The following is an 18,485-nucleotide window of genomic DNA, read 5'->3' on the forward strand; positions in this document are numbered from 1 at the left end:
GATATGACTGCCTTACTCGCAATGTTTTTCTTGGAGGGCGCAGGAGCCGTTGCGATCCTATTCGCAATCCTGGCGTCCATCTTTTGGCTGTGGATGCTGATTGACTGCCTGATGAATCCGAGATTGCAAGGCACGGAGAAAATCGTTTGGGTTCTGGTCGTTTTATTTCTCCATCTGCTGGGCGCCGTGATTTACTTCGTGATCGGGCGGCAGCGAACGGGCGTGCCGTAGTCAGCCGCGCGCCATCGGCGTGAGCCTGCGAACCGATTGAAAATCCTTGATTATGACGCCGTAGCGAGCGTAGGGACCGAATGCTAGATCGACGGCCTCAGGATAGCCCGGAAAGCCGTCTGTCGAGATTTGCACGACTGGCGGATAACCGCCGGCCGCGAAGTGATGCGCGTCTGAGGCGTGAGGATTGGGGAATTCTAGCCGGCCCACAACACTTCATTTTCTCCGGGTGTCCACAGGCTATCATCGCGGAGTCGCTTTCTCTTGCGGCTCTCGCTACAATTCGTTTGTCTGGTCCGAATTGGGCGAAAGCCTGGTTTTGATCGCGCCCCGGTTGGATTGCCGTCCTTCCAGGGCTTGTTTCATTACGATTATTGTACCAACATTATTCCGGCGGTCAAGTAAGTTTTCGGCTTGCATAAAAGAATTTTGTTAGTACAATTCCGGCATGGGAAATCGCGGCAGACCAAAACTCGACGCGGACGGTGCGCCCAGCAAGTTCCTGACGATCCGCACGGCCGACGCGGAGCGCGAAGCCTACCGGCAAGCTGCCGAACGGGCTGGCGTTCCGTTGTCGGAGTGGGTCAGGGAGCGGCTCAACAAAGCCGCCAAACGCGAGTCCAAGCGGGACTAGCGGAGAGAAGGGGAATCGAACCCATCGGCGCGCAGCCGATCCCTGCGGACGTTTACAAGACGCCTGCGCCGCCAAGACGCGGGCCACTCTCCGGGAGGATGGAGAATGACCGCGAAGATTCGGTGCGTGGTGGCCAGGTTTTCATAACGCTGAGGTTGACAGTTGCGGTCTATGGAGGTTCGTGTGGCCAACTCGACATTTTGTCGACTTTGACGCAAGGCGTGAGCAGGAAATTGTTTATGGAACAACAGGAGTTTGAGTGGGCAGAACTCTCGCCGCCGCGCCCCATTTATCAGCGGGTACTGATCGCGGCGGCGCTTGCCGTTGTCGGCGTCATCGGTTGGTACATCTTTTTTCACGATGATCTGCAAGCTATGCCACCCAATTCGCCAGAGCCAATCGCATATTTGCCGCCGCCGGACCCGAGGCTTACTTTCCCCACTCCGTTTCGCAACGTGAAGCCGGACGTCCGGTACGTTGGCGACGCGAAATGCGCGAGTTGTCACGACGAGATTGACAAGACCTTTCACGCTCACCCGATGGGGCGCTCAGCCGAATTCATTGGCAAATCGCAGCCCGTCGAGCGATTCGACGCGACCGCCCACAATCCCTTCACAGTTGGCCCATATAAACTGGCGGTCGAATGGTCGGGCGGAAAAATGCTGCACCGGCTCCGCGTCAAGGATCCGGATGGAAACTATCTACCCGATTATGTAACGACTGCTGATTTGGCGATCGGGTCCGGAACCCGCGGTCGGTCGTACCTCTGCATCGAGAAGGGCGCGGTCTGGCAAACTCCGATTAGCTGGTTTGGCCCCGAAGCGCGGTGGGATTTATCCCCAGGGTTCGACCTGGGAAATGGCGGTCGGCGCGAGATCCGTTCGGACTGTCTGTTCTGTCACATGAATCAAGTGGAGCCAATCGCGGCATCATTGAACCGGTACCGCGAGCCGTTTCCGGTTGGCCAAGCTTCAATCGGCTGCGAAAGATGTCACGGTCCCGGCGAATTGCACGTCGACGAGCGCGGCCTGGGCCCGCCCCCCGATCGAATCGACACGTCGATCGTGAACCCGAAGCATCTGTCGTCAGAACTCCGTGCCGGCATCTGTGCGCAGTGCCACTTGCAGGGCGAGGAACGGATCGCCCGGCGGGGGCGAGAACTCAGCGAATATCGACCGGGGCTGCCACTTGAGATGTATCTCACGACGTTTGTATGGCGCCCCGAATTGGCCGATCTGCACAAGTCGGTCGGCCAGTTCGAACAGATGCAGCAGAGCCGGTGTTTCACTGAGAGCCGGGGCGCCCTCGGCTGCACTTCTTGTCACGACCCGCACGCGATGCCGACTGCCGCGAAGAAGGAGAATTTCTACGCCAGTCGATGCTTGGCGTGCCACGGGCAAAGCGCCAAGGAGTGTTCGGAAAAAATCGCAATCCGTCATGCGAACGCGGATAGTTGCATCAAGTGTCACATGCCTCGACTGACGAGTTCGAACGTCGCCCACACAAGCATTACCGACCACCAAATTCCGCGGAAACCCGACGTGCAGTCCAAGCATCGGGGACTCTTACCCGGTGCGATCCCGATCGTCGCTTTTCCGATTGGACCGCACGTACCGACCGTGGCCGAACAAGAGCGCGATCTTGGCATCGCCATGGCCCGGGCCATCTCGCACATTCCGGCAGAAGAAACCGAGATCCGGCAGGTCATCGCCTCGATGTCCGCCAGCCGTCTGACCGCGTCGGTCTCAACGTGGCGGGGAGACACTCCTGCCTGGATGGCGCTATCCCGGGCTCAAGAGACGCTCAACGACGTCAGAAGTCGATTGGACTCCGCGACCACCGCTGCCGCACTGGCTCCGGAATCGGATGAAGCCCAGGGCAAATTGGCGGCGGCGGCGGCAGCAGCGGGCAAGCTGGATATAGCCCTGGCCGCCGCAAATGAAACCGTACGCATGAGTCCGACGTCGGTTGAGGCATTCCTTATCCGCGCCTGGGTCTTTCTGCTCCAGCAGGATTGGGTCCGCGCCGAGGCCGATTGCCGCGCGGCGCTCGCAATCCATCCGCTGCACCCGCGGGCGCACCTTCTACTCGGAATCTGCCGGTACCGTCGAGGCGATCCGACGGGAGGCGGCCGGGAAGCCGACCTTGCTGCGTCGCTGGCGACCACCCCGCAACTGCGGACGAATTTCCGGGACCTGTATCGGTCGCAGACCCGGTGAGGTGCAACTGATTTCGAATTCTTGAGTGCGAATAGGACCTTCGTTCGCGGCCTCAGTTTTTGCGTGATTGACCCTGGGGAGGCGGAAAACGCGTCAGGAACCGGTCGCCGCCGCGGACATTTCAGGCTGAAAAACCAACTGTTAACTCAGTCTGATCCAAGTTCAATGAACGCGAGGCGGAAGAATCACACCGCACCGGCGCAAAAGAGGAGGGCCCCCAGAGTCTCGGGGCCCTCGTGTTTCGATAACGTTACGGTCGAGCACGACGAAGACACGATGCGGGCGGCCGCAGAGTCTCGGGGCCCTCGTGTTTCGATAACGTTACTGGCGATCAGATTCCGGCCTTCAGGTCGGCGACGTATGCGGCCAGATCCGTTTGGAACTGGGTTTGTGCCACGGTCAGGGCGGTCTGATCGTTCGCAAGGGCCGCCCGTGCCGCGACAACGCCAGGGTCGGCATTGATGGCGGCTCGCACGGCCGCCTCGGCTGTTTCGACCGGCGCCTCGTCGGTCACCAACTGGGCCTTGGCCGCAGTTAGGGCGGCCTGATCGGCCGCAAGCGTCGCCTTGGCCGCGACAACGCCAGGGTCGGCATTGATGGCGGCTTGCAGGGCCGCCTCGGCTGTTTCGACCGGCGCTTCGTCCGTCGCTAACTGGGCTTTGGGAGCGACCAAGTCGGTAGAAAGCGTGGACTGGGCCGCCGTCACGGCGGCTTGATCGGCTGCAATCACGGAGGCGGCCGCTCCATTGCGGGTGTCTTCCCGCAACTGATGTTCCGCGGCATCCACCGCCGGCTCGTCCTTCTGATACACGGCGTGGATGGCGGCACGATCGGCTTGGATCAGAGGTTGGGCCGTGGCGATCGCAGCCGTGAGAGCCGCCTGGGCAGTCATTACCGGCGCGGTGGTAAGGGCGGCCTGCACCGCAGTCTCAACGGACTCGGAGGCGTTGTGGACTGCGGTCTTGTCCGCCTGGATGGCGGCACGATCGGCTTGGATCAGAGGTTGGGCCGTGGCGATCGCAGCCGTGAGAGCCGACTGGGCAGCCATTACCGGCGCAGTGGTAAGAGCGGCCTGCACCGCAGCCTCAACGGACTCGGAGGCGTCGTGGAGGGCGGTCTTGTCCGTCTGGACGGTGGCCAAGTCCGCGGTGACTAGGGCGAAGGCGGCCTGATCGAGCGCGGTCGCAGGCGTGGGAAGCGGCGGGATGCGCGGCCCAAAGCCATCCGAATGGGACAACAACTTACGGGATTCGAGCGTCTCAAAGATACCTCTTCGTGTTCTCAGCTTTCGCATGGCGGAACCTCAACTTAGACGACAGTAAAAGAGTCAAGCATATAGTAATAACGGATTGCACCTCGCGAAGCGCGCGCAGATTTCCAAAAAATCGGCCAAGGCGAGCATAGTCGCGTTGTGTACTCTTCTGGTTACGGTTGATGCGAAGAGTGCTGGCAGCGCTAGCGGTTGCCGTGGCCGGTGGATTGCCGGTGCTCAGCCGATCAGGCGAGCATCGAGCGGCGAACGGGTTCCGAGAGCGATGGCCACGCGGACACGATCCACCACAGAATCCAGCCGCCCGCGTCCATCCGCATCAACCGTGGGAGTTGAGAATCCAGTCGCCCGCCTGCGGCCGAGTGGAGTGATTGGCAACTGCCGCCGGGACCGATAGACCAAGCCGACCATCGGAACGCACGACGGGCAAATCCTACGCCACGGCGCGGGCACCGTGTCGTGGGCGACTGCGATCAGATCAACTTCCGGCGATCGAATTCGCGACGTTGTTAAACGTCGTTTTTGCCTTTGAGCCAACGATGCTGATCGCCGAGAGGCAGACGGCCACGACGAGGGCCATCATGACGGCGTACTCGACGGCCGTCGGACCGTTTTCGGCACGCCAGAAGTTGAACAGTATTCGGCGGAGGCTGTGCATGAAAAATTCTACCTCAAAATCACTCGCGCGGTCGCGCCGACCGGGCGGAGAATGACGATTAACGGGCGCGATTCCAATTAAACTTCGGCCGATCAAGGAAAAACCACAGGCCGATTTCTCGTCTTACGGCGGGGTTTTTGACGGAATGAGCGTTTTTTCGCCTTCATTATCGTTCGCGTCAGCCGGCGATCACGCGGACGGGCCGGGGCCGGAATCGCTTGCCCCGGCCGCCCGTGGACGGGGATAATTTGAATATGCAAAGCGAGCCGCCCGAAGCTGATCCGCCCAAACACAAACGCCGCTCATTTCAGTGCAGCCTGTGGTCGCTGCTCGTGGCCGCCTCGATGATTTGCGGATCGAGCTGGCTGTCGAATCCGGCGGCGCGGGCTGACGATTCTTCAGGCGCGACGACGGTGCAACTGCCGACGTTTGGCGTCGCCGTGGATGCTGACGGCGTACTCAGCATCAAGCGATTCGAAGATTCGGACGGCAAACTTCGCGCGGAACGGCTGGCGGCGGCCAAGTCGCTGTTGCCCGGCAATCTGCTCGCTCCGGCGAAGCTCCGGAAGGTATCGCTCGTTGCTCTCGACCGAGCGCTGGGCAAGCAGATGCGCCACGGCCAGCCGCCCGACGACGCAATGCTGCACTTGGCCGGCTTGCAGCGGCTCAAATACGTATTCTGCTTTCCAGCCCAAAAGGACATTGTGATCGCGGGACCAGCGGAGGGCTGGGTCGCCGATCCAAGCGGCCGCGTCGTGGGAATCTCAACTGGAAAACCTGTCCTCGAACTCGCCGATTTGGCGGTGGCCCTCCGGACGTTTCGGCCGGGCGGCCACCGGCATGTCTTTCTCGGTTGCAGCATTGATCCCAATCCGGAGAGCCTCAGCAAGCTGATGGAGCTTCAGAAGACGGTGCCGCGCTCGATCGCACAATCCGATCGCGATGAACTTGCCGCCCGCCTGGCAAAGGGGCAGCAGAAGGCGCTTGGCATGGCCGACGTGCGGGTCTTCGGCGTGCCGGCCAATTCGCATTTCGCCCAGGTGCTGCTCGAGGCCGACTATCGAATGAAGCTGATCGGCATCGGCCTGGAAGAGCCGCCGGTGAAGATGACGACGTTCCTTTCCGCGCTCACGGCGCCTCCGCGAAACGGGCTTCAGCGCTGGTGGTTCACGCCGAACTACGATTGCGTCAAGGTGACCGACGATCGCTTGGCGATGGAGTTGCTCGGCCAAGGGGTGCAGTTGCAGACCGAGGATAAGGTCATCGGCCCAGACGGCTCGTTGCTCGACGGCAGCGGCCAACCGAACAAAGCGAGTGAACTGTTCGCACAGGCGTTTACAAAGAAATTTGTCGAGATCAGCCGCCAGGCGCCGGTCTATGCCCAGATGCGCAACCTATTCGACCTCGCCATCCTCGCCGCCTTCATCCGGCAACAAGACTTTTATACCCAATCCGGCTGGCAAGCCCCGTTTCTCCTCGACGAAAGCTCACTCCCCGGTTCGACGCTCCCCACGCCGAGAAAAGTCCAATGCGTCGTCAACGCCGTCTGGAAAGGCAACCGCCTGTTGTCTCCCGCCGGCGGCGGAGTCTCGCTCGTCCCCGATGAGGCCCTTGACCCCAAGCGCATCACCAAGGATGCCGATGGCGACCTCGGCCGCCGCCGCAATTCGCTCGCTCGCGCGCCGGCGGATGTCTGGTGGTGGGATTAGCACTCAATGAGATTGGCGCCTTTTCCGCAAGACGTTTTGTCTTGGAACGCTGGCCGCTCGTCGTAGTCGTTTGTAGAATGATCCCGTTTTCCTTCGGTCGTGACGGTGGCAAACCACGACAACGCCAATCTATAGGATTCTGATTATGAGACTCACCAGCCCAGTTCAACATTTCTTTATTTGGTTTGCGGCGATCGGAGCGAGTTGTCTCTTCGCTGCGAATGGTTCGCATCCTCTCTTCGCCGCGGATTGGCCGCAATGGCGTGGGCCCCAGCGCGACGGCATTTCGCATGAAACGGGCCTGCTGAAGAAATGGCCGAAGGATGGGCCCAAACTGATTTGGCAGGTCAAGGATGTCGGGTCGGGGTATTCGACGCCTTCCGTAGTCAACGACCGCATTTATCTCCTCGGCAACGAAGGAATGGATAACGAGTTCGTCGCAGCGCTCGAAGTGAAGGACGGCAGCAAGGTGTGGACAACGGGTCTCGGCAAAGTCGGCAATCCCAAGCAACAACCCAACTATCCCGGCGCACGCTCGACGCCGACCGTCGATGGCGACCTGCTGTTTGCCCTGAGTTCCGACGGCGATTTGGTTTGTCTGCAGACAGCCACCGGTAGCAAAGTCTGGCAGAAGAACCTTCGCACGGATTTCGGCGGCCGTCCTGGCAATTGGGCCTATTCCGAATCGCCACTGGTGGATGGCGATGTGCTGGTCTGCACGCCCGGTGGCGTGGAGGCCACGATCGTCGCCGTGAACAAGAAAACGGGCGACGTGATTTGGAATTGCGCTGTGCCAGGGGGAGACGAAGCGGCCTATTCATCGGTCGTCGTCGCTCATATCGACAACGTCAAACAGTATGTTCAATTCTTGCAGAAGCAACTCGTGGGCCTCGACTCGAATTCGGGCAAGCTGCTTTGGCACTACAACAAAACAGCCAAGGGAAGCATGGCCAACATTCCGACGCCGCTGGCGAGCGAAGGCTACGTTTACAGCGCCGCGGGGCAGAGCGGCGGCGGGCTGGTCAAGGTCAAGGAGAGCGACGGCGCCTTCACGGCCAACGAGGTCTATTTCTCGCCCAAGTTGCCCACGAGCATCGGCGGCAGCGTAAAGATCGGAGACTATCTCTATGGCACGAACGGCAAGACGCTGATGTGCGTCGATTTCAACACCGGAGACATCAAATGGTCGGACCGCAGCATCGGGGCGGGGGCCGTCTTCTTTGCCGACGGCTTGCTGTACTTGCATGGCGAGAATGGCGACGCGGCGCTCGTCGAGGCTAAGCCCGACGACTATCACGAAAAGGGGCGTTTCACTCCGTCGGAGCCACCGGACCATGGCGGCTCCAAGGCCTGGGCCTACCCCGTCGTGGCCAACGGAAGACTCTATCTGCGCGACATGGGAACTGTTTGGTGCTACGACGTGAAGGATGCCGGAGCGGGAAAGTAGATTGACGGAGATTTCCTGGATGAGCGACGAAGTATTCTCCGAGACTGGCCCTTCGAACAAATAGGAGGATACCTTCGATCGCGCTTCGCAAGACCGGCCGTTGATTCAAGCTTGGAATTCGGCGATCGTTCTCTAGGGAGATTTCAACGCCCGTTGACTTTTCGAGGCCGAAAGCTCTTGGCCAGATTCAAAGCGACGTCAGCCCCATCAACTTCGTAAGAGAGATCGAAATGGAACAAATAAAAGGGAGACGTGGAAAAGTTCTTGCGTCGCAGCACGACGATAGCGATAATGTGACTTGATTAGCGGACTCGTTTCACCGATGAAAGTCGTATGTTAGCCGCGAGCCCCAGGTTCCGGCGGGGGTTGTTGGGCAGTCGTCGCCTCGCTCTCGTCCTCTGCACGATTGGTCTGTTGGCCTGCCAACTGCTTGCCGCGACGGCCCACGCCCAATACGACGTTTCGGCGCCGGTGATTTTCCAAGACTTCGAGAACACTTGGTCCACGATCCAGACGCGGATGCCCGATGTCTTCGCCTCGGGTTATGGCGCCATCTACGTGCCGCCGCCGGGCCGGGCCGATTCGGGCAATCAGTCGGTCGGCTACGATGCGTACAACCGGTTCGACCTCGGAAGCCCTGGCGCCCCAACGCTGTACGGCACGCAAACGGGCCTGATCTCGCTGACCCAGCAGACGCACACGGCCGGCATGAACATGTTCGTCGACCTGGTCTGGAACCACTCGGGCTTTTCAGACACCAGCACCGCGGGCGGCGCCTTCGCCGCTGCGGGAGGCTATCCCGGCTTCGCGCTCACTCTTCAAACCGGCAACCCCAACGCCCCGGGCTACAACACGTTGGGCTACAACGCGGTCGACGGCGACTACCATAGCGCCTTTGCCACAGGCGACCAGAACGAGCGGCTGTCGGGGTTGGTCGATATCGCTCAAGAGAGCAACAACCAGTTCATCCGCAATCCAACAACCCCCGGCAACCCGCAGAACATCCCTGGTCCGGTCGGGCCGGCGTATCACGACCGCCTGGCCAACGTTCCCACGGCCTCCAACGCCCAATACTATCCCGACACGAGCCTGCAGCCGATCAGCGTCTACGATCCGAACACGGGCGAGCAAAACATCAAGATTTATCCGTTCAACCTTGCCAATCCGATGGCCGGCACGCCCGTGCCGGAAAACGCGCTGGGCTACTTGATGCGGAACGCCCAGTGGCTCGTGCAAGCCATCGGGGTCGACGGCTTTCGCATCGACGCCGAAAAGAACATGCCCACCTGGGTGCTGAATTATTATGACCGGGCCGTCTATCGCTCGTCGTTTCGCACGTTGCTCAACGGCCAGCAAGAACCGATCTATGGCTTCGGCGAGTACTTCGACAGCAACCTCGCCGCATTGCAATCGGTCACCAGCCATACCATCAATCCGAGCAATCCCGGCCAGATTGGCGGCAATCGCGACGCGCTCGATTTCAACCTCTACTTCGCGATGCAGCAGAACCTGTCGGGCACGACCGCACAGAACAGTTGGACCAACGTCGTCAATGCGGGGATCGACGTATACGACGACGGCCTACACAACGGCAGCCAGGGGGTGACGTTCGTGCAGAACCAAGACAACGGCGCGCCGTTCCTGAGCAATATCGCGTATGCCTATACGCTGATGATGCCGGGCAACACCGTCGTATACTTTAACGGCCAACAGTTTGGTCCCAATCGCTCGTTTCCTCAGGGGGGCCGCGGCGATGCCCTGGGAGGCTACTACGGCAATGCGATCCCGGCCTTGGTCCAATTGCGCAACGAATATGGCCGGGGCGACTACCGACAGGATTGGCTCGAGCAGAACAACTTCGCTTTCGAGCGCGTGGGCTCGGCTTTGGTCATGTTAAGCAACGTCTTGGAGCCGGGTTTTGACAGCCGCACGATCGACGTGAAGTTCGCTCCCGGCACGCCGCTGATCGAACTGACGGGCAACGCCCACAGCCCGATCGCCGACCCTCACGGCGACATTCCGCAGTTGCTCATCGTCAACGCCGATTCGAGCAGTCCCACCGGCGCATCGGTCAACGCCCGTTTCCTCCGCAACTCGACGTTCGAACTCAATGGAAGTTCCGCGTTCACCGGCGACGGCTATCTGGTCTATGGACTGGCGACCCCGCAAGGCACGCTCTCCGTGTCGAACGTCTCCCAGACGTTGCCCGGCGGCACGCCCACCGCCTCCACGTACGGCACGACGTTGCTCTCGAACATCAGCGTCATCAAGAGCAATAGCACGACGGTGACGCTCAACACGACTCCCGTCAATCTGCTCGGTATTTATCGCGATAAGCCGGCCGACGGCGACAACGCGCTGATCAAGCTCGACGGCGGCATCGACCTGAATGGCAACGGCGTAGTCGATAACACCACACCCAACACCGTGGAATATGGTTTCGAGAATTTCACCACGGTCCACAGTCCCGGCTGGTTCGCCGCGAACGGCAACGGCACGTATGCGCAGACCATCGACCTATCCAACATCTCGGACGGTTATCATTACGTGGAGGTGATTGCCTTCCGCCACCGCAGCGACGGCGGTCCGCCGGTGTATAGCGATTTCCGGGAAACCATTTACCTCGATCGCCACAAGCCCGTCTCGCAGGTCAACAGCTTCAATCCGCTGGTGGCCGGTGTGAACGAGAACCGGCAGCTTGTCGTTCAGAACGTCGACAATCTTGCGAACAACGTCCATGTGTTGTTTGATTTGCCGGCGGCCCTGACCGACAGTCAGGTTCTGGCCATGATCGGCAACGCGAACCAGGGCAACCAGATCGACACCAATCTCTGGACCGCCAACGCCTCCGGCCTGGTCAATGGCAACCACGTGGCAACCGTCGTCACCTACAAGGTCGACGGTAATTACAATGTCCAGAGGTTCCCAGGCCTTTACACGTCGACCATTTTCGGCGCCGGCTTGGGCGACATCAATCACGACGGCCATTACAATATGGCCGACCTGTTGGCTTTCGAATCGCTGTACCGAAGCGGCAATACCCAGTTCGATCCGGCGGCCGATATGAACGGCGATGGGCTGATCAACAAACTCGATGTGACGCCGTTCGGCCAGGCGTTGGCCCATGGGGGCGCGGACGCCGCGACGCTGGCCGCTTTCGACGCGTTTGCCGCTTCGGTGCCCGAGCCCTCCACGTTTGTGCTGCTCGGGCTCGGCGTCGCGGGAATGGCCGTCAAAGTATTGCTTCGGAGGAGGACGCCGTGGCCGATACCCAGACCATCCAGCCCCACCTTTCCGGCGCGATAGCGCCGGTGCGCAGCGAGGACGACTTCGAGCTGAAGGTCGTGGGCCGCATCCCGGACGCGCTGGCCGGCGCCTATTACCGCAACGGACCCAATCCGCAGTTCGATCCGCAGGGCAATTACCTCGCGATCTTCGGCGACGGCATGATCCACGGCTTCTTCCTCGAGCCGAACAAAGATGGAGGCCGCGCCCATGGGGGCCGTGCCCGCTATCGCAACCGCTGGGTTCGCACGCCGAGATGGCAGGCGGAGAACAAGGCGGGACGCCAACTATTCGGCTACATGGGCGACCCGAGTGATCCTTCCGTCGCCAACGTCGATCGGAGCACGGCGAACATCCACGTCGTCCACCATGCCGGCAAGCTGATGGCCCTGCAGGAGCACAGCGAGCCGTTCGAACTCGATCCGGAAGGCCTTGAGCGCGGCGCGTTTCTGAACACGGGCGGCAAGCGCACCGCGCACCCGAAGATCGACCCCGAGACCGGCGAGATGGTGTGGTTCGCCTATTTCGCTGGTCCGCAGCCGTTCAGCAACCTGGTCGACTATGGCGTCACTGACAAAACCGGAAAGGTGACTCGCCGCGACCGTTTCGCCGCACCCTATGCGTCGATGATCCACGACTTCATGGTGACGCGGAACTACGTGATGTTTCCGGTCATGCCTCTCGCCGGCGATCTCGAGCGCGCGATGAAGGGACTGCCGCCGATGGCCTGGGAGCCCGAGAAAGGGGGCTTCATCGGGGTGATGAAACGCAATGCAAATGTCGATTCGATCCGCTGGTTCGAAATCGAGCCCAAGTTCTTTCTCCACTCGATGAACGCCTGGGAGGACGGCAAGAAAATCCATTGCGAACTGACGGAATTTCACCACCCGCCGGTCTTTCCCAACGCCGACGGTTCGCCCAGCCGGCCCACCGAAGCCCGGCTAACGCGCTGGACGATCGACCTTGCCGGCAACACCAATCGGGCGCAGCGCGAGCCGATCGACGATCTCAATTCGGAGATGCCGCGCTTCGATGACCGCCGCGCCGGCTTGCCCTATCGCCACGGCTGGTATATGGCGAGCGTCGGCAGCAAGGATCCGCTTCACTCCTCGGATTTGATAAGGCTGATGCACAACGCCATCGTCCACCTCGATCTCAAAACCGGCCAGCGCGCCGTGCGAGTGCTCGACCCGGGCGACGTGGCGGGCGAGCCGGTCTTCGTGCCGCGTTCGGCCTCGGCGCCGGAAGGCGATGGCTACATTATCGCCCTGGTTCATCGCGCGGCGACGAACACCGGCGAACTCCTGATCCTCAACGCTCAAGACATCGCGGGCGAACCCGCCGCCGTGCTGAAGGTGCCCCGCCGCGTGCCGCCCGGTTTCCACGGCAACTTTGTCCCCGCTTAGGATTTGGTTAGGCGGCCGAACTCTTGCCCGCGACAAGCAGATCGTAGATATCAGTGGAGATTTTTGTGGGGTCGCTATTGCATTCGTCTTTCTAGTGTCCGTAAATCTCCCAATTGGGGCCGGCCAACGTATGCCCATTTTTCCCGCACCACAGACGAATCGCCTCATGCGCTTCGTGGAGCATGCCGCAAGGCCCGTAATGGGGCGTTGTGGCAACGGTGCCGGGCGGCGTGGCTGAGGCGACAACCTCGCCGCATCCGGCGAACGGGGAATCTAACTCAACGCCCACTTCAAGGTTGATCTTATCGTCCAAGTAGACCGCGACATGCCGACCAGCCCCTGTGATCTTTTGCGCGCGGAGGATATTCCACACGGTTCCACAGGCCTCGGGAACGACCTTGGAGAGTTCCCATAATCCCGCGCGACGGCGCACAACCGCCAGCGGACGACTGATGAGTTGTTCGAGTCGGATGTTGTATTCCATACCAATGCCCTTAGCCGCATGATAAGTTGCGAGAGAACAAGGAAACGCGTTTCGCTTCTCAGCGACCCGTCATTTGCTCCAGCTTTTCGGGATACCGAGCACCCTGCACCGTGATCTTGGACGCGGCCAAATCGATGTCACGAAGATCCTCGCGTGTAAGTTGGATTGCAACTGCTCCCATGTTCTCCTCCAAGCGATGCAGTTTCGTGGTACCTGGGATTGGAACGATCCACGGCTTCTGGGCCAGGAGCCACGCGAGTGCGATCTGAGCTGCAGTCGCGTTCTTCCGTTTTGCGATGCCGCCGAGTAGATCGATCAGGGCCTGATTTGCCTTCATCGCCTCCGGCGTAAAACGCGGGAGCGTGCTGCGGAAGTCGGTGCTATCGAGCTTTGTGTGCTCATTCATCGCGCCCGTGAGGAAGCCTTTGCCGAGAGGGCTGTACGGCACGAAGCCGATTCCGAGTTCCTCTAGCGTTGGGATCACTTCCTTTTCAGGGGTTCTCGTCCACAGCGAGTATTCGCTCTGAAGCGCGGTGATCGGCTGGACGGCGTGTGCCCGACGGATCGTCTGCACGCCTGCTTCGGAAAGACCGAAGTGCTTGACCTTACCCTCCTCAATCAATTCCTTCACGGCTCCGGCCACGTCTTCGATGGGCACGTTTGGGTCAACACGGTGCTGGTAGAGGAGGTCGATTGTCTCGACTTTCAGCCGCTTGAGCGAGCCCTCGGCTGCCTGCTTGATCTGCTCAGGGCGACTATTCAAGCCCGCCGCGCCCGGGCGCTTATCGCTGCCACTCAGGTCGAACCCGAACTTGGTGGCGATCACCACTTTCTTGCGCAAAGGAGCGAGAGCTTCTCCCACGAGTTCTTCGTTGATGAACGGGCCGTAAACCTCGGCGGTGTCGAAGAACGTGATCCCGCGGTCCACGGCTGCCCGCAGAAGTGCGGTCATCTCCGGCTTGTCTTTGGGCGGTCCGTAGGAAAAGCTCATGCCCATGCAGCCGAGGCCGAGGGCGGACACTTCCAGATTACTTTTTCCAAGTTTGCGTTTCTGCATTGTTACCTCCTGCAATTGTGTTAAAAAGGTCCGGCCTGTCTTGCTCCTCGATCAGCCCAGGTATTGTTCGTCGGTAACCAGTTCCATCCAGTCGGCGGTCTTGCCGTCGGCCTTTTCCACAATCGTGATGTGCGTCATCGCCGTCGTCGGGGTTGCGCCGTGCCAATGCTTTTCACCCGGAGGAAACCAGATCACGTCGCCGGGCCGGATTTCCTCGACCGGCCCGCCCCAGCGCCGCGCCCAGCCACAGCCTGCGGTCACGATCAAGGTCTGACCGAGAGGATGCGTGTGCCACGCGGTGCGGGCGCCCGGCTCGAACGTGACGCTGGCTCCGCCCACCCGGCCAGGCGCCGGCGCATCGAACAGCGGATCAATCCGAACCGTGCCAGTGAAGTAATCCGCCGGTCCCTTGCCGGAAGGCTGCGATCCATTTCGCTTAATCTCCAAATGGTCACTCCGTTTATGGTTGGCAGGAGTATTTGCGTGAGCCGGGCGCGCCGTTTGCTTACGTCCCTCGATTTCACTTTCGACGTTTCAACCGGCGGTTCAATGCTCGGTTCACGAATCTCCAACGATCATGTTGGCCGCCCAATGACCGTATCATAAACTTACCAATTGCGTCAGCGATGGCAACATCGGGGTGTTTGTGCCGATCGTGATTGACGCAGATCATCTCGTCACCAAGTCGGCGCTGCGCGAGCGTAATCGCGCTCAACGGAGGTGTTTCATGCGAGTCGGCTCATGGATGCTCTCGATCTTTTTTGCGATACTTTGCCAGACGGCCGCCCAGGCTCAACAGAACTTACTTCCGAACGCGATTCAACCCGGATCAGTCCGCATCGGACTTCAGTCAATCGAGAGCGGTTTGACGTCGCCGGTCTACGCGACTTTCGCGCCGGGCGATCCGAATGATCTATTCGTTGTGGATCAGACGGGCAAAATCAACGTCATCCATAACGGCGTCGTTCAGCCCACTCCGCTGTTAGATATCAGGAGTATTGAGAATGCCCTGCCGCTTCAATCTGGTTACGACGAGCGAGGATTGCTCGGACTCGCATTCAGCCCCGGTTTCAACGACCCAGCCAGCAGCGGATTCCACACACTCTATACATATCAGAGCGAGGCGGCCGGAACTGCGACAGCGGATTTTGGGCCGGCGGCCGGCACTCTGACAGGGGGTATCGACCATCAAAACGTGCTCGTCCAATGGAAGGTGAGCGCCTCCAATCCGCTTGTGGTCGATACCAGCACTCGGCGCGACCTGCTTCGCGAGGACCATCCCGAATCGAACCATAATGGCGGCACGATCGCATTTGGGCCGGACGGCGATCTCTATCTCGCCATCGGCGATGGTGGCGCAGCGAACGACATCGGCAGCGGGCACATCGCGTCGACCGGCAATGCTCAATCGCTCAGCGTCATCATGGGCAAAATGCTCCGCCTTGATCCCAATGGAAACAACAGCGCTAATGGCAAATACGGTATTCCAGCTAGCAATCCGTTCGTAAACACGGCAAGCGCTGCGAAGGAGATTTATGCCTATGGCCTGCGGAACCCTTACAGGTTCAGCTTCGACTCGGCCACGGGCCATCTGATCGAAGGAGATGTCGGCCAGAATGAGGTCGAAGAGGTGAATCAGATCAATAGCGGGGGAAACTACGGTTGGGCGGTCAAGGAAGGCACGTTCTTGTTTAACCGCACCGGCCCCAACGCCGGGACGGACAATCCCGTCAACAGTCCTGGGTCGCCTGCCGGCCTGATCGACCCGATCTTGGAATACGATCACAACGCCGGTAGCGCCGTCATCGGCGGGTTTGTCTACCACGGCTCGCTGCTTCCCCAATTGGAAGGCGATTACATCTTTGGAGACTTAAGCCAAGGTTCGGCGAACGGACGGCTATTCTACTCAAATCTCGGCACGGGCCAGATCAATGAGTTCAAGATGTCGGCGCCGCTCGGCCGGTGGCTCAAGGGTTTCGGCGAGGACGCCAATGGCGAGGTTTACGTGCTTGCGGGCAGTAATGAGGGCCCCTCGGGAACCACTGGCGTGGTCTTGGAAATTACTCCCAGTTCCATTTGGACGGGCGCGGTCAGCACGAGTTGGAACGCCAGCGGCAACTGGACCGGCGTCGTGCCCGGCGCCACCGCCGGCACGACAAATCTCGACACCGCCAGTTTCGTTCAGAGCGCGGTCAGGTCGCCGTTGGCAATCGACGCCGGCCGCAATGTTCAGAACATCGCTTTCACGACCGCGAACGTCAACTCAATGACCATCGGAACGGTCGCCGGCCCGGCGCTGCTGTTGACCACGGGAGGCACGATTCAAACCACATCGACCGTGGTGAATCAGCAGACAATCAATGCGCCGCTAGTGCTCGAAGGGCCCTATTCCTTCATTAGTGGCGCCGCAAGCAGTCTCGCAACGCTGAACTTCGGCGGGGGAATCGCTCCCGGCCCGACGAGCGGCGTCACCACGCTCACACTCGGCGGCAGCAACACAGGCGCGAACGCGATTTCCGGCGCCTTGGCCGATAACGGCGCGGGAAAACTCGCCGTCACCAAGAGTGGCGGCGGCGTCTGGATTCTTTCCGGCGCCAATACGAATTCCGGCGACATAGCCGTCTCGAGTGGCAGGCTGGTATTCAATATCAACTCCGGCTCGCCGACCATCGCAGCCGGTGTCACCGCCACGGTCGCCTCAGGCGCCACGCTCGAACTGGCCGGCTCCGTTTCAGCCTTGGGCGCGGCAGGGGGCAACCGCGTGCATGTCGTGAACAATAGCACGGCCTCAGGTCTCGTAGTTTCCGGCGTCAACCAAATAGTCGGGGCGATCGACGGCAGCGGCGCCACGCGAGTCAATGCGGGGAGCGATTTGACCGCCAACCACATTATTCAAAGCGCGCTGGTTATCGGCGGCTCCGGGGGAAACCCCGGCCGTGTAACGATCAACGCCAGCGACGCCTCGGGCAATCCCCTGATCGACACTTCCGAGAGCATGGTCGGCGAACCGAGTCCAGCCGGACTGATCTTGGCCAATTCGTTGACGACCGGCAGTCCGTTCGGAGCGGGCGGCGTCGGCACCCCGGAGTTGAGCAGCACCGCGGGCGCCGCCGATCTGACAGCGCTGTCACTCGGCAATCTCCCGCCTAACGGCAACGTATCGCCCGCTCCCGAACCTTCCACGTTTGCTCTGCTGGGCATCGGCGCCATGCTATGCGGTCGTGCGGTCGCACGATCGGTCTGGTCTGCGTGTCGGCGACATAGTAGCCGATCAATATGACGCCTGGAACCGACGAGCCTGGTGCCATATCGGAACTCTTTGCATAGGGGCGAACAGGAATTGCAAAGCTTATTCGTGCGCGCCGCCTAAAATGAAGGATAACGGAGATCTGCCTATGAAAACGCCGCAAAACATCGACGTGCTATTCGTCGCCGGTTTTGGCCCGATCGTTCGCGACCCGGTTGCAAGTCGCAGGTTCTATTCCGAGACATTGGGACTGCCGTTCAAAGAAGATACCGATGGCTATCTGCATACGGGCGGGCTGGATGGCGTGAAGCATTTTGCGCTGTGGCCGTTGGCGCAGGCGGCTGAGTCCTGTTTTCGCACGGATCAATGGCCTGGCAATCTTCCCGTGCCACAAGCGTGGATCGAATTTGATGTAGAGCATATCGAGAAGGCCACCGCAGAGCTGAAGTCGCAAGGCTACGAGTTGCTGGTTGCGATGCGAAACGAACCTTGGGGCCAAGTCGTCACGCGGCTATTGGGACCGGAAGGTCTGCTGGTGGGCATAACCCATACGCCGTCGATGCGAAAGTGAACCGTTGCCCCATCTTCCTCTGGGAGAGCGTCGGCGGTGAGGCCGTGCGGAGAGGAACGGGGGGGACATTCTACTCATTTTAAAAAACCAGAATGTCTCCCTTCGAAGTGACTGCGGACCAACTTGCGCGCGTCGGTGAATTCGACCGTGATCTCGGATTCGTCGATCGGACCTCCGCGCACAAGAGCCTTGAGAGAAATCAAATCGGTCGATGCCACCGACGCTTTTGTCGCTTAGCCGTTGAACGCGTCGGGCGGGCGGACCGAC

Annotated in this window: 15 protein-coding genes and 1 tRNA gene; 9 read left to right on the top strand and 7 right to left on the bottom strand. The window is 60.4% G+C overall.

Features of this window, described 5'->3' with window-relative positions:
- Positions 1 to 231: PLDc N-terminal domain-containing protein (locus VGY55_10905; GenBank protein ID HEV2970491.1), on the top strand; the 231-nt coding region annotated here is incomplete at its 5' end.
- Here the strand turns inward: VGY55_10905 and VGY55_10910 are convergent.
- The gene (locus VGY55_10910) at positions 232 to 441 is read right to left on the bottom strand and encodes a hypothetical protein (GenBank protein HEV2970492.1); all 210 of its coding nucleotides are present in this window, start codon (positions 439 to 441) and stop codon (positions 232 to 234) included.
- A 238-nt stretch (positions 442 to 679) separates the two neighbouring features.
- On the opposite strand from VGY55_10910, the gene VGY55_10915 reads away from it, so the two are divergent.
- Positions 680 to 865: a hypothetical protein gene (locus VGY55_10915; GenBank protein ID HEV2970493.1), complete on the top strand. Its 186-nt coding sequence runs from the start codon at positions 680 to 682 to the stop codon at positions 863 to 865.
- Here the strand turns inward: VGY55_10915 and VGY55_10920 are convergent.
- Positions 865 to 958 (bottom strand) — tRNA-Thr (locus VGY55_10920). The genes VGY55_10915 and VGY55_10920 overlap by 1 nt on opposite strands.
- 146 nt (positions 959 to 1,104) lie before the next feature.
- On the opposite strand from VGY55_10920, the gene VGY55_10925 reads away from it, so the two are divergent.
- The gene (locus VGY55_10925; GenBank protein HEV2970494.1) at positions 1,105 to 3,084 is read left to right on the top strand and encodes a tetratricopeptide repeat protein; all 1,980 of its coding nucleotides are present in this window, start codon (positions 1,105 to 1,107) and stop codon (positions 3,082 to 3,084) included.
- 331 nt (positions 3,085 to 3,415) lie between these two features.
- On the opposite strand, the gene VGY55_10930 is transcribed toward VGY55_10925, so the two are convergent.
- Both VGY55_10930 and VGY55_10935 read right to left on the bottom strand, forming a co-directional pair.
- A complete protein-coding gene (locus VGY55_10930) occupies positions 3,416 to 4,378 on the bottom strand; it encodes a hypothetical protein (protein ID HEV2970495.1) in 963 nt (320 codons plus the stop codon).
- Between the two features lie 454 nt (positions 4,379 to 4,832).
- Positions 4,833 to 5,012: a Flp family type IVb pilin gene (locus VGY55_10935; protein ID HEV2970496.1), complete on the bottom strand. Its 180-nt coding sequence runs from the start codon at positions 5,010 to 5,012 to the stop codon at positions 4,833 to 4,835.
- Between the two features lie 254 nt (positions 5,013 to 5,266).
- On the opposite strand from VGY55_10935, the gene VGY55_10940 reads away from it, so the two are divergent.
- From VGY55_10940 to VGY55_10955, 4 genes are all read left to right on the top strand, one after another.
- The gene (locus VGY55_10940) at positions 5,267 to 6,721 is read left to right on the top strand and encodes a DUF1598 domain-containing protein (GenBank protein ID HEV2970497.1); all 1,455 of its coding nucleotides are present in this window, start codon (positions 5,267 to 5,269) and stop codon (positions 6,719 to 6,721) included.
- Positions 6,722 to 6,866: 145 nt separating this feature from the next.
- On the top strand, positions 6,867 to 8,168 hold the full coding sequence (locus tag VGY55_10945; GenBank protein ID HEV2970498.1) for a PQQ-binding-like beta-propeller repeat protein: 1,302 nt from the start codon (positions 6,867 to 6,869) through the stop codon (positions 8,166 to 8,168).
- 414 nt (positions 8,169 to 8,582) lie between these two features.
- Positions 8,583 to 11,474 (top strand): alpha-amylase family glycosyl hydrolase, encoded by a 2,892-nt coding sequence (locus VGY55_10950; protein HEV2970499.1) that lies wholly within the window; start codon positions 8,583 to 8,585, stop codon positions 11,472 to 11,474.
- Complete coding sequence (locus VGY55_10955) at positions 11,429 to 12,859, top strand: carotenoid oxygenase family protein (GenBank protein HEV2970500.1); 1,431 nt, start codon at positions 11,429 to 11,431, stop codon at positions 12,857 to 12,859. The genes VGY55_10950 and VGY55_10955 overlap by 46 nt, the downstream gene beginning before the upstream one ends.
- A 91-nt stretch (positions 12,860 to 12,950) precedes the next feature.
- Here the strand turns inward: VGY55_10955 and VGY55_10960 are convergent, their stop codons facing one another.
- From VGY55_10960 to VGY55_10970, 3 genes are read right to left on the bottom strand one after another with little or no spacing between them, the layout of a single operon-like run.
- Entirely contained in the window at positions 12,951 to 13,343 is a 393-nt protein-coding gene (locus VGY55_10960) for a GyrI-like domain-containing protein (GenBank protein HEV2970501.1), read from the bottom strand.
- Positions 13,344 to 13,401: 58 nt separating this feature from the next.
- On the bottom strand, positions 13,402 to 14,400 hold the full coding sequence (locus tag VGY55_10965; GenBank protein HEV2970502.1) for an aldo/keto reductase: 999 nt from the start codon (positions 14,398 to 14,400) through the stop codon (positions 13,402 to 13,404).
- A 51-nt stretch (positions 14,401 to 14,451) separates the two neighbouring features.
- Positions 14,452 to 14,847: a cupin domain-containing protein gene (locus VGY55_10970; protein ID HEV2970503.1), complete on the bottom strand. Its 396-nt coding sequence runs from the start codon at positions 14,845 to 14,847 to the stop codon at positions 14,452 to 14,454.
- A gap of 280 nt (positions 14,848 to 15,127) precedes the next feature.
- Between VGY55_10970 and VGY55_10975 the strand changes: the two genes are divergently transcribed.
- Complete coding sequence (locus VGY55_10975; GenBank protein HEV2970504.1) at positions 15,128 to 17,680, top strand: PQQ-dependent sugar dehydrogenase; 2,553 nt, start codon at positions 15,128 to 15,130, stop codon at positions 17,678 to 17,680.
- A 115-nt stretch (positions 17,681 to 17,795) separates the two neighbouring features.
- Positions 17,796 to 18,218, top strand: a complete 423-nt coding sequence (locus tag VGY55_10980; GenBank protein HEV2970505.1) for a VOC family protein — start codon at positions 17,796 to 17,798, stop codon at positions 18,216 to 18,218.
- Positions 18,219 to 18,485 lie beyond the last annotated feature (267 nt).

The sequence above is a fragment of the Pirellulales bacterium genome (assembly GCA_035939775.1).
In the GTDB taxonomy this organism is placed as follows: Bacteria; Planctomycetota; Planctomycetia; order Pirellulales; family DATAWG01; genus DASZFO01.

Coding starts and splice junctions, on each gene's coding strand:
- VGY55_10915 (HEV2970493.1), top strand. CDS start 680: ATGGGAAATCGCGGCAGACCAAAACTCGACGCGGACGGTGCGCCCAGC.
- VGY55_10925 (HEV2970494.1), top strand. CDS start 1,105: ATGGAACAACAGGAGTTTGAGTGGGCAGAACTCTCGCCGCCGCGCCCC.
- VGY55_10930 (HEV2970495.1), bottom strand. CDS start 4,378: ATGCGAAAGCTGAGAACACGAAGAGGTATCTTTGAGACGCTCGAATCC.
- VGY55_10935 (HEV2970496.1), bottom strand. CDS start 5,012: ATGCACAGCCTCCGCCGAATACTGTTCAACTTCTGGCGTGCCGAAAAC.
- VGY55_10940 (HEV2970497.1), top strand. CDS start 5,267: ATGCAAAGCGAGCCGCCCGAAGCTGATCCGCCCAAACACAAACGCCGC.
- VGY55_10945 (HEV2970498.1), top strand. CDS start 6,867: ATGAGACTCACCAGCCCAGTTCAACATTTCTTTATTTGGTTTGCGGCG.
- VGY55_10960 (HEV2970501.1), bottom strand. CDS start 13,343: ATGGAATACAACATCCGACTCGAACAACTCATCAGTCGTCCGCTGGCG.
- VGY55_10965 (HEV2970502.1), bottom strand. CDS start 14,400: ATGCAGAAACGCAAACTTGGAAAAAGTAATCTGGAAGTGTCCGCCCTC.
- VGY55_10975 (HEV2970504.1), top strand. CDS start 15,128: ATGCGAGTCGGCTCATGGATGCTCTCGATCTTTTTTGCGATACTTTGC.
- VGY55_10980 (HEV2970505.1), top strand. CDS start 17,796: ATGAAAACGCCGCAAAACATCGACGTGCTATTCGTCGCCGGTTTTGGC.